Below are 12,196 nucleotides of genomic sequence, written 5' to 3'. Positions count from 1 at the left end.
GGGAAGCGATCGAGGGAAGATGGCGGACGACAACAACACCCACGGGTTCACCTCGGACGACAACGGGGTCTGGCCGGACACCACGCAGACCGGCAACCAGAACACCACTGGCGACCCGTCGAAGGATTTCGACGGCCTGACGTGGAAGCAGATCGAAGCGGCGGTCCTCGGCGGCGGTTCGCTGTCGGGCGGCCAGGACAATCTCGACAAGGCGTACGGCAACGTCAACTGGCAGTCGCTTCAGGACGCGGCCGGGGTGTTTCAGGAGACGCAGCAGAACCTCGCGATGGTCGCGCAGTCCATTCAGGACCAGACCGCCGCCCTCGCCGGACCGGACGGTCCGTGGAAGGGCGACGCCGCGACGAAGTTCAAGGACATGATGACCGCGCTGGGCAACAAGTTCTCCGATCTGGCGGACCGGATCGGCGACGGCGGCGGGTCGAACAACGTGCCTAACAACCTCGTCAATTCCGCGGCGTATCTCAAATGGGCGCAGGACACGATCCGCTACATCGACAGCTATTACGCCAGCCAGGTCCTCGCCCAGGGAAGCAAATACCACCTCAGCGACGGGCGGGCGTACATCTCGCAGTTCCCCGAGGCCGTCGAGATGATGACGAACGACATGCGCAAGGTGGCCGGGCAGCTCGCGCAGAAGTACAACACCGTGCACGTCAACGAGGGCAAGACGACTCCGCCGCCGACCCCCGGCGGCGGCGACGGCACCACGCAACCCCCGCCACCGCCACCGCCTCCTCCGCCGCCGGTGACGCCTCCCCCTCCGCCGCCGACTTCTCCGCCGCCGCCCCCGGTGACGCAGCCGCCGCCTGCCCCGAACCCGCCGCCGGTGTCCCCGCCTCCGGGCAGTGGCGACGGCACGCCTCCGCCGGTGCTTCCGCTGCCTCCGGGCGGTGCCAACGGTCCGGGCGGGAACGACGTGCCGCCGCCGTTGAAGAACGCGGTGGTGTCGCCTCCGCCGGGCGACCTCAACGGACCTGGGGACAACGGCGCGCCGCCGCCGTTGAAGAACGCCCTGGTGTCGCCTCCGCCGGGCGACCTCAACGGCCCCGGTGGCACTCCGCCGCCGCTCAACGCTGCCTCCATTCCGCCGCCTCCCAGCGGGGCTGGCGGGAACAACGAGAAGTCGCCGTCGGTCAAGCCGCCGGCGATTCCCGGGCCGCCGGGCGACAGCGCGAACGTCAAGCCTCCGCGGGTTTCCCCGCCTCCGGGCGATTCGGCGGGAGAGAACAACCTCAAGTCTCCGTCGATCCCGCCGCCGCCCGGGGCGTCGGGCAACAACCTGGGCGGGCACGTCGACCCGCCGTCGATCCCTGCCCCGCCGGGCAGCTCAGGCGGGTCCGGGCACGTCACCCCGCCTTCCATCCCGGCCCCGCCGGGCAGCTCAGGCGGGTCCGGCGGGTCTGGGCACATCACCCCGCCGTCGATCCCGGCCCCGCCGGGCAGCTCGGGCGGGTCCGGCGGGTCTGGGCACGTCAACCCGGCGTCGATTCCGGCGCCTCCGGGCGTGGCCGGCGGCAACCTGCCGAACAACGCGCTCAACCCGGCGCATCTGCCGCCGGGCCTGAACACCCCGCCGGGCAACCAGACTCCGGGCGGCAGCGGCATCCCGATGATGCCGCCAGGAGGCATGGGCGGCGGCGGTGGGCTGAACCCGCCCGCCGCGGAACGACCGGACTCCTCCGGCCTGCTCGGCAACATCAAGAAACCGTGGCTGAGCGCTCCTCCGGACGGCATCGGCAACCCCGACGCGCACGGAGAAACGCCACCGCTCACCTCGGCCAAGTGGGCCCCGCCGCCGGGTGCGGGCAGCGGGGTGTCCGGCAATGGCGCGGGAGTACCCGGCGACAGCGGCCCGGGCGCGATCAAGGGCCTCGGCGAGAGCGACCTGCCGAAGCTGCCGGACCCGGTCGGCAATCACGAACAGCAGGTCCCCGGCGCCGGGACGCCGCCGATGATCCCGCCGGGCGGCATGGGCAGCGGCAGCGGGCTGAACCCGCCCGCCGCCGAACGACCCGACTCCTCCGGCCTGCTCGGCAACATCAAAAAGCCGTGGCTGAGCGCCCCTCCCGACGGCATCGGCAACCCCGACGCGAAGGGCGACACTCCGCCGCTGCACTCGGCCGGATGGGCCCCGCCGCCAGCGGGAGCCGACGGTCCGGGCGGCGGGGAGCCGGTCGGACCCGGAGTGAAGGGCCTCAGCGAGAGCGAGCTGCCGAAGTTGCCGGACCCGGTCGGCGATCACGAACAGCAGCTCCCGGGCGCCGGGACGCCGCCGATGGTCCCGCCGGGCGGCATGGGCAGCGGCAACGGGCTGAACCCGCCCGCCGCCGAACGACCCGACTCCTCCGGCCTGCTCGGCAACATCAAGAAACCGTGGCTGAGCCCTCCCCCGGACGGCATCGGCAACCCCGACGCGCACGGAGAAACGCCACCGCTCAGCTCGGCCAAGTGGGCCCCACCCGCCGGACCGGGAACGCAGGGGGTTGCCGAGAGCGCCCTGCCGAAACTGCCCGACCCCATCGGGAACGAACAACAACCCCCCGTCCCGGGAACACCGCCGATGATCCCGCCTGGCAGCGCCGGAAGCGGAATGAACTCGCCCGCCGCAGAACGGCCCGACTCGGCCGGGCTGCTCGGTGACCTCAAGAAGCCATGGCTGAGCCCGTCACCCGAGGGCGTCGGCAACCCCGACTCCCTGGGAGGAACGCCGCCGCTGCACTCGGCCGAATGGGCCCCGCCCGCCGGAGCTGGACCGAAGGGACTCGACGAGAAGGCCGTGCCGAAATCGCCCGACCCCATCGGGAACCACGAACAACAGCTCCCCGCTACAGGAACACCGCCGATCATCCCGCCCGGCAGCGCCGGAAGCGGAACGAACTCGCCCGCCGCCGAACGACCCGACTCGGCCGGGCTGCTTGGCAATGTCCAAGAGCCGTGGGCCGCGAGCATGCCGGTCGGGGTCGGAAACCCCAGTGCGCAGGGAGAAACCCCGCCGAGCACTGCCACCGGCTGGGCGACAGGCCCGCAGTCGCAAACACCGGCAACACCGTCCAGCGGATCAGGCACCTCAGCGGACGAGCCGGAGTCGCAAGCACCGGGCACCCCAGGCACTGGGCCGGGCACCTCAGCAGAGGACCAGCCGCCACGACCGGGCACCCCAGCCAACGGACCAGGCGCCCCGGCAGGGGAGCCACGACCACTAGTCACACCAGCCACCGAGCTGGCCACGCCCGGCGCGGCAGGCTGGGCATCGGGCAACGGCTTCGGCCAGCAGCAGCCAGGCGCACCGCTGGTACCGCCGGGCGTCGGAGCGAACACGCCCGCCGCCGAACGACCCGACTCCGCCGGGCTGCTCGGCGAGGTCCGGCAACCCTGGGCGACGAGCGTCCCCGCAGGTGTGGGAAACCCCAGCACCCAACGGGAAACTCCCCCAGCCGAAGCCACCCCGTGGTCGACAGCCCCACCGGCCACTCCGCACCGCGACGCCGACCGTCCAAACCGGACCGTCCCCACGAACACCACAGCGAACCACGACGACAGCGTCCGGATCGCCGTAGTGCAGCCCCTCGACACCGAGGACACCTCGGCCTGGGACGTGGGCACCGCCGACTTCCTGCCGGCTCTCCTGCCGGTCACCGCGCCGGCCGAGGACCGGCCTCAGGAGATCACCACTGAGTTCGTCCAGCGCAGCGACGGACCGTGGCGTCCGGACGAAGCGCTCGGCACCTACCAGCGGGTCCGCGGCGGACCGGCCGAGATCCTCCCCGACGAGCTGCCCACCTGCGGCGACGCGCCGGAACCGCTGGCGCCCGAACCCGAAACCGCGGAAGACGAACCCGAGGAAGAAGAGGAACGCACGATGGCCGATCTGCTCCGGCAGGACGATTCGGCCTGGGGCGAGCCGACGCACCGCAGCGCGCCGGGGGTGCTCGAATGAGCACGGAGACCGTCAAGCGAGGGCCGCGCGCGGCGGGGCCGGAAATGCCCGAGGGGCAAGAGGAACTGCAGGAACCGCCGGTGATGGCGGAGCCGGCGGCGCGCGATTTCAACTCGCTGCTGATGATGCTGCCGATGGCCATCGGATCGCTGGTGATGGTGCTTGCGTTCTCCGGGGTCGCGGGCAGCTCGCCGTTCACCTACGTGATCGGCGGCGGCATGGGCGTGTCGATGATCGCGATGAGCCTCGGGCAGCTGTCCCGCGCGGCCGCCGAGCGCAAGCGCAAGATGCAGGCCGAGCGGCGGGACTATCTGCGCTACCTCGGCCAGGTCCGCGAGCGGGCGCGTTCGACCGCCGAGGAGCAGCGGCTCGCGGTGGCCTGGAACAACCCGGCCCCGGATTCCCTGTGGTCGCTCGCGATGGGGCCGCGGCTGTGGGAGCGCCGGATCAGCCACGAGGACTTCGCGCGGGTGCGGATCGGCCTGGGCACGCAGCAGTCGGCGCTCGAGCTGGTGCCGCCGGTGACCAAGCCGATCGAGGACCTCGAACCGCTGTCGGCGATCTCGCTGCGCCGGTTCACCGAGACCTACCGCACGCTGTCCGGCATCCCGACCGCAGTGGGGCTGCGGAGCTTCACCAGCGTCGAGTTCGACGGCGACCCGGACGCGGCCGCCGGGCTGGTCCGGGCGATGCTCGCGCAGCTGGTCGCTCTCCATTCGCCGGACGAACTGCGGCTCGCGGTGCTCACCACCGAAGCGGCGCAGGCGCAGTGGGACTGGGTGAAGTGGCTGCCGCACAACAACCATCCGACTCTCCGTGACGCGGCGGGCCCGCTGCGGCTGCTGGCCACCGACCACGACGAGCTGATGGACCTCCTCGGCCCGGACGTGGCCGACCGGGACGACCACGACAAGACCGTCGGGCCGACGACGACCGAACCGTTCGTGGTGATCGTCGCGCATCTGGCGACGATCCCGGAATCCTCGCGGCTCGTCGGCGCGGGGCTGCGCAACGTGGTGCTGCTCGACGTGACCGGAGCGCTCCCGGGCGGGCCGAAGGTGCTGCGGCTGACCACCAAGGACGATCTGGTCGAGTTCCCGGCGGGCAGCGGCGTGGGTTCGGCGGCCCGGGACGAGCTTTCGGTGACGCAGGTCGAGGGCCTGGCCCGGCTGCTGGCCCCCAAGCGCACCAGCGGCACCCTGGAGATCGCCGACCAGCCGCTGGAAAGCGACTTCGGGCTGACCGCGCTGCTGGGCATCAAGGACGTGCACACCTTCGACGTCCCGGCCCAGTGGCGGCCGCGGATGGCGCAGCGGGCGCGGATGTCGGTGCCGATCGGCGTGACCGAGGACGGCGAGATCGTCGAGCTGGACCTGAAGGAATCGGCGCAGGGCGGGATGGGCCCGCACGGGATGCTGATCGGCGCGACCGGTTCGGGCAAGTCGGAACTGCTGCGCACGCTCGTGCTCGGGCTGGCCGCCACGCATTCGTCGGAAATCCTCAACTTCGTGCTCGTCGACTTCAAGGGCGGCGCGACGTTCCTCGGCATGGACCGGCTGCCGCACACCTCGGCGACGATCACCAACCTCGCCGACGAACTGCCGCTGGTCGACCGCATGCAGGACTCGCTCAACGGCGAAATGGTGCGGCGCCAGGAACAACTGCGCGCGAGCGGCTACCCGTCGCTGTACGAATACGAGAAGGCGCGCGCGGCCGGCGAGCAGCTGGCCCCGATGCCGACACTGTTCCTGGTGGTGGACGAGTTCTCCGAGCTGCTGAGCGCGAAGCCGGAGTTCATGGAGCTGTTCGTCTCCGTCGGACGGCTGGGCCGCAGCCTCGGCGTGCACCTGCTGCTCGCCTCGCAGCGGCTCGACGAGGGCCGCATCCACCGCGTCGAAGGCCACCTGTCGTACCGGATCGCGCTGCGCACCTTCTCCTCGATGGAGTCCCGCAGCGTGATCGGCGCGGGCAGCGCGTACGAGCTGCCGCCGGAACCGGGCAACGGCTACCTGAAGATCGACACCACGAACCTGGTGCGGTTCAAGGCCGCTTACGTCTCCGGCCCGGTCCCCGCGGGCAACGGCGAGAACTCCGCGGTCGCCGCGGCGCGGGCCAGCCGGGAGGTCGTCCCGTTCCGCACCGAGGCCCATCCGGCGAAGCTGATCATCCGCGACGACGAACCGGAACCGGCCGAGAAACAGTCCGATGCGGACGCTCTGGAGGCGGCCGCGCCGGGCGGGCCGACGCTCGCCGACGCGTTCATCGACCGGCTGACCGGCGCGGGCCCGGCCGCCCGCCAGGTGTGGCTGCCGCCGCTGGCCGAATCGCCGAGCCTGGACTCGCTGCTGCCGAGCGTCCTGCCGGACCCGGTGCGCGGGATGACGGTGCAGGACCCGGCGCACTGGGGCAAGCTGCGGGTGCCGATGGGGATGATCGACCGGCCGTTCGAGCAGGTGCGCGAGCTGCTGACGGCGGACCTGTCGTCGGCGGCCGGGCACGTCGCGGTGGTCGGCGGGCCGAAGACCGGCAAGTCGACCCTGCTGCGCACGCTCGTGCTGGCGCTGGCGATGACGCACACCCCGAAGGAGGTCCAGTTCTACGGGCTGGACTTCGGCGGCGGCGGGATCATGTCGCTGTCCGGGCTGCCGCACGTCGGTTCGGTCGCCACCCGGCTCGAACGCGACCGCGTCGTGCGGACCATCGAGGAGATCTCGCAGGTCATGGAGGGCCGCGAAACGCTGTTCTCCGAGCACGGCATCGAATCCATGGACGCCTACCGCGCGCTGCGCCGCAGCGGCCAGGTGGAGGATCCGTTCGGCGACGTGTTCCTGGTGGTCGACGGCTGGTACAGCCTCAAGAACGACTACAGCGAGCTGGAGCAGAAGATCGGCGAGCTGGCCTCGCGCGGGCTGTCCTTCGGCGTGCACGTGGTGATCGGCGCGACCCGATGGTCGGAGATCCGCCCGTACCTGCGGGACCTGCTGCAGACCCGGTTCGAGCTGCGGCTGGGCGACCCGATGGAGTCGGAAATCGGCTCGCGCAAAGCGAAAACCGTGCCGAACCAGCCGGGCCGCGGCCTGACCCCGGACGGCCTGCACTTCCTCGCCGGGCTGCCGCGGATGGACGGCAGCGGGAACACCGACGACCTCGCCGCCGCGGCCAAGGCGGTCGCCGAAGAGGTCCATCTGTTCTGGCCGGGCGCGCCGGCGCCGGCGGTGCGGCTGCTGCCCGCGAAGCTGCCGATGGCCCAGCTGCCCGCGCCGGACGGCGACCTGCGGATCGCACTCGGCCAGGACGAGCAGCGGCTGTTGCCGGTGTGGCACGATTTCGCCGCCACCCCGCACCTGCTCGCCTTCGGCGACAACGAAACCGGCAAGACCAACCTGCTGCGAGTCGTCCTGCGTTCGGTGCTGGCGCGCTACTCGCCGAGCGAGGCGAAGATCGTGCTGGCCGACCCGAGCCGTCAGCTGGACGCCGAGGTGCCCGAGGCGTACCGCGTCGGCTACGCGACCACCACCGAGGCGCTGCAGGAATTGGCGCAGCAGGCCAGCGTTTCGCTCACGCCGCGGGTGCCGGACCAGACCATCACCGCCGAGCGGCTCAAGCGCCGCGACTGGTGGACCGGGCCGCGGCTGTTCTTCGTGGTCGACGACTACCAGCTGCTGACCAGCGGCATGGGTTCGCCGCTGGAACCGCTGCTGTCCTTGCTGTCGCAGGGTTCCTACATCGGGTTCCACCTGGTCCTCAGCCGCAGCACGTCCGGGGCGATGCGCGCGCTGAGCGATTCGGTGGTCCGCCGGATCTGGGAGCTCGGCAGCCCGGGCGTGGTCTTCTCCTACCCCAAGGAGGAGGGCAAGTTCCTCGGCGAGGCGGCCCCGCGGCAGCTGCCCGCCGGGCGCGCGCAGCTGGTGACCCGCCGCGGCGTGAAGCTCGTGCAGACCGCGATCGCGGAAGAAGAACGGACCGGCGAGGGCTGGTCCCCGCTCGCGATGACCGAAAGGGGCGTGCGATGACCGCGTCGACCGGCGAACTGTGCCGGATCACCGTGTACGGGCCGCAGGGCCGGGCGGACCTGGCGGTGCCGATGTCCGTCCCGCTGACCAGCCTGCTGCCGGTGCTGCTCGAGCACACCGGCGGCCGCGACGACCTCGGCGAGGCCTGGGTGCTGCAGCGGCTCGGCGAGGAACCGCTCGACGCGTCCGGCACTCCGGAGTCGCTGGGCTGGAAGGAGGGCGAGGAATTCCACCTGCGCCCGCGCACCGATCCGTTGCCGGAGCTGGACTTCGACGACATCGCCGACGGCATGGCCACCGCGGTGGGCCGGCATCCGGGGCGCTGGCGCCCGGAGTTCAACCGCGGCCTGTTCCTCGGGTTCGCGATCTTCTCGCTCGTGGTGCTGGCCCGGGTGCTGCTGTACCCGGGTTCGGCCGGGCTGACCGCGATCGGCGGCGGCGTGGTGTCGCTCGGGCTGCTCGTCGCGGCCTTGGCGACCGGAGTGCGTTCGGAGGACAAAGCCCTGCTGACGTTGCTGGGGCTCGGCGGCTGCGCGTTCGCGTTCCTCGCCGGTGCGGTCGCGGTGGCCGGGCTCGAGCCGGCGTTCGACCTGCAAGGCACGCCGATCCTGACCGGCTGCCTGACGTTCGCGCTGGCCGGCGGGATCGTGCTCGGCGGGCGGGCCGCGTGGTCGCCCGCCATCCCGTTCGTGCCGTTCGGCGCGGTGGCGGCGACCGGGCTGGCCGGGGCGCTGTCGCTGTGGCTGCACCTCGGCGCGGGGTTCACCACCGAGCAGGCGGCCGGGCTGGTGTCGTTCGTGCTGGTCGGGCTGATGGTGTTCGCGCCGCGGATCGGCATCCGGTTCGCCCGCATCCGCGGTCCGCAGCTGCCGCGTTCGGCGGGCGAGCTGCAGTACGACATCGAGCCGATGCCCGCCGCGCAGATGGCCCACCAGACCGGGTACGCCGACGGCTACCTCACCATCGCCTGCCTTGCCGCCACGGCGGTTTTCGTCGGCTGCTTCCCGTTCCTGGTCGGCCACGGGCTGTTCCCGGCCGTCCTCGGCGGGCTGGTGTCCGCGGCGGTGCTGATGCGTTCGCGGGCGCTGCTCGGCGGGTGGCAGCGGGTTCCGCTGGCCGTCGCCGGCGCGATCGGGCTGGTGCTGCTCGGGCTGTCGCTCATCCAGCCGCTGCCCACGCCGTGGCGCGGCGCCTGCCTGGCCGGGCTGTGCCTGGTGTTCTTCCTGCTCCTGCTGGCGATGCTGCGCCCGCCGCCGCGGCGGCTGCTGCCGATCTGGGGGCACCTGGCGAACTGGCTGGAAACGCTGAGCGCGGTGGCGATCGTCCCGGTCCTGCTGCAGCTGTTCGGCGTCTACGCGTGGGCCGTCGGGCTCACCGGATGAGCGAAGGAGAGGTGCGATGGTGCAGACGCAGAAGGACCACGTCGAGGCGTACTCGTTCCTGATCGGGCGGATGACCTCGGCGCTGGTGCTCGGCGACGCGAGCCACCTCGACGTGCCCGCCCGGCGGGCCTGGGTCGGCCTGCTGGTCGGGCTCGTCCTCGGCCTGCTGATCGCGGTCGGGTTCTTCGTGTACGGGCTGATCGCGCACCACGCCGGCGGGGCGGCACCCGTCGCCGGCCGGCACGCCTGAGCGGAAGGAGGGCAGCCGTGGAACTCTCGCTGATCCGGCGCGGCGACGGCGCTTTGGAGAAGAAGACCGTGGGCAACGCGCTGGTCGTGCACCTCGCGGAGGGGATGACCGGGGAGGCGCAGTCGCTCGCGCTCGGCGTCGCCGCCGATCCCGACCACGACCTGGTGGTCGTCGACCTGCCGGTGGACTCGCCGATCTCGATGTGGGAATCGGTGGCCAAGGCGCTGCCCCGGCGCCGGCGCGGGGTGCGGCTGGTGATCGGCGGCCGTTCGCGCGAGACGACCGCGCTGGCCGGGCAGTGGCTGGCCGAGCGGATCAACCGCCCGGTGCTCGCGCCGGACGGTTCGGTGATCCCGAGCGCGGGCGGCGCGCTGTTCGTGCACGCCGGACGCGGCGGCGGCTGGGTGCGGTTCCGGCCGGGCCGTCCGCCGGCCTGGGAGGCGAAGCGGTTCCCGCGCCCGGCGTGGGATTCCGGGATCGCGGCCGAGCTGACCCCGACGAGTTCCCGCGGCGTCGCGGAGCCGCTGCCGGGCGGGTTGTGGGTCCGCCCGGTCGGGTTCGACGCGCCCCAGCGGCACCACCGCACCGCGCTGATCTCCCGGATGCCCGCGCAGCACGACACCATGACCATCGTGCTGGGCTGCCCCGGCTGCCCGCCGCTGGCCTTGGACGACGCGGCCCGGCTGTGGGTGCAGCTGCCGGAGAAGGTGCGGGCCAAGGCGCGGTTCGTGCAGTACGGCCCGATGTCGGTGCCCGGCGAGGCCGCGATCGGGCAGGCGCTGGCCGATCTGCTGGGCAAGCCGGTCGCGTTCTACGCGGGCGTGCCGGTCGGTTCGCCGCAGCTGCCGACCCTGCGCACGGTGCTGTACGACGGACGGCTCGGCTGGCGTCCGTTCACCACCGAGCTCGGCTACGCGCCGCGTGCAGGCGACGAGACGCCGTTGCCGGAGCTGCTTTCGCACCGTCCGCCGATTCACGGGCTCGACCAGGTCGCCCCGGCGGTGTACTGGTACTCGCCGGACGCGGTGGTCGAGGTCGTGCAGTCGGGTCTGCTGGTGCGTCCGCCGCAGGACGGGCCGTCCTCGGCCGCGGTCCGCGAAATCACTCTCGACGCTGCCGTGCACAACCTCGCCTTCGACGCCGCGGACGAGGGGTCGGCGTCGCGGATGCGGTTGCTGGCGGAGGATCTGCTGGCCCGGCTGGACGAGCAGACTCGCCGGATGAGCCGGGTGTTGCCGGCCGCGGCGCTGCTTGCCGAGCGGGCCCGGCCGCGCGTCGTGGCGCGGGCGCTGGACGCGATCGAGTCCGGGCATCCGGCGCCGGTCATGGCCGAGGCTCCCCCGGCACCGGTCGCGGCCGAGGCTCCCCCGGTGCCAGTCGCGGCCGAGGCTCCCCCGGTGCCAGTCGCGGCCGAGGCTCCCTCGGCACCGATCACGGCCGGGATTCCCGCGCCGGTCGCGGCCGAGGCTCCTCCAGCGGCGTATCTGCCCGCGGCTCCGGCGGCGTTGGGCATTGCCGCGCCGACTGAGGTCCCGGGGGCGATCGCCGCGCCGAGCCCGGTCTCCGCGCCCGCGAAGCCGGAAGCCGCTCCGCCGGTCAAGGTCCCCGCGGTGCCTCCGGCGGCGAAACCGCTCACCTCGCTGGCTCCGGCCGACGTCGCCCCGGCGAAGCCCGTCGAGCCGCCGGCCGCCAAACCGGCCCCGGAGAACCTGCCCGCGTCGTCGGGTCCCGCGGAGAACCCGGGGTCCGCTCCGGAGCCCGCGAAAGCCCCGGCCGAGCTGCGATTCCAGGAGACCCCCAGCGCGGAAGCGACCGCGCTGCTGCCCCGGCGAGGGGTGGACAAGGAACGCCAGTGGCTGCGCAAATCGCTCGGCGCGGAGTACGGCCTGATGTCGAACACCGTCGCGCGGATCCTGTCCGAACACCCGGGATTCCAAGGCGTGCTCTCGGCTTCGTCCTCGGCCGAGGTGCTGACCGACGCGGTGGCCGTGCAGCTTTACCTGTCTCCCAAGGGATCCAGCATCGACGCGGGACTGCGGCGCGGCACGAACGGCCCGCACGTGCCGGTCGCCCGGTGCGTCGTGGCCGGGTTGAGCCGGCTGCCCTCGCATCGCGGCCCGGCCACCTTCGCCACCGCGCTGCCGGCGTCCGCGTGGTCGTTGCTGGACGGACGGAAAGTGCTGACCGAATGGGGTTTCCTCAACGCGCTGACCCAGCCGTCGTCCACTGTGGACGGCGAAACGGACGTGCTGGTGTGGTCGATCACCGGACGGCGCACCAAACTGCTGGAACCGAGCGAGTGCGGGGTCGAGAACCGGGTGCTGTTCGTGCCCGGGACCAGCTTCAAGGTGCTGGAAACGCGCGAGCCTGCCGAGGGGGCGCGGGGCGCGGTGCTGCTGCGGGAGCTGACCGCGAGCGAGATCGACGAGATCGGCCGGGTGGCGAACGACCGGGCGTCGCTGGACGAGCTGGCCATGAACTCGCTCCGGCAGACGCTGCGGACGTGGGCGGAAGCGGGCGAGGACCTGGTCCGGACCGTGATGGACGAGCAGGCGGCGGAGCGGTTCGGGGCGCTCCCGGGCCTGGCGTGAGT

Annotated in this window: 5 protein-coding genes; all 5 read left to right on the top strand. The window is 72.6% G+C overall.

Features of this window, described 5'->3' with window-relative positions; all coding sequences use genetic code 11:
- Positions 1-19: 19 nt before the first annotated feature.
- Genes L942_RS44360 through L942_RS21365 form a run of 5 tightly spaced genes read left to right on the top strand, consistent with a single transcriptional unit; the run spans position 20 to position 12,194 of the window.
- Positions 20-3,958: a WXG100 family type VII secretion target gene (locus L942_RS44360; RefSeq protein WP_037363170.1), complete on the top strand. Its 3,939-nt coding sequence runs from the start codon at positions 20-22 to the stop codon at positions 3,956-3,958.
- A complete protein-coding gene (eccCa, locus tag L942_RS21380) occupies positions 3,955-7,971 on the top strand; it encodes a type VII secretion protein EccCa (protein ID WP_051166133.1) in 4,017 nt (1,338 codons plus the stop codon). Before L942_RS44360 ends, eccCa begins: the two co-directional genes overlap by 4 nt.
- On the top strand, positions 7,968-9,353 hold the full coding sequence (gene eccD, locus L942_RS21375) for a type VII secretion integral membrane protein EccD (RefSeq protein ID WP_037363168.1): 1,386 nt from the start codon (positions 7,968-7,970) through the stop codon (positions 9,351-9,353). Before eccCa ends, eccD begins: the two co-directional genes overlap by 4 nt.
- 16 nt (positions 9,354-9,369) lie before the next feature.
- Entirely contained in the window at positions 9,370-9,603 is a 234-nt protein-coding gene (locus tag L942_RS21370; protein WP_037363167.1) for a type VII secretion protein EccB, read from the top strand.
- Positions 9,604-9,620: 17 nt separating this feature from the next.
- Positions 9,621-12,194 carry a hypothetical protein gene (locus L942_RS21365; RefSeq protein ID WP_051166132.1) on the top strand — a complete coding sequence of 858 codons (2,574 nt, stop codon included), beginning with the start codon at positions 9,621-9,623 and terminating at the stop codon, positions 12,192-12,194.
- Positions 12,195-12,196 lie beyond the last annotated feature (2 nt).

It is taken from the genome of Amycolatopsis orientalis DSM 43388, from assembly GCF_000411975.1.
GTDB lineage: Bacteria > Actinomycetota > Actinomycetes > Mycobacteriales > Pseudonocardiaceae > Amycolatopsis > Amycolatopsis orientalis_D.
This window is presented reverse-complemented; position numbering and strand designations above follow the sequence as displayed.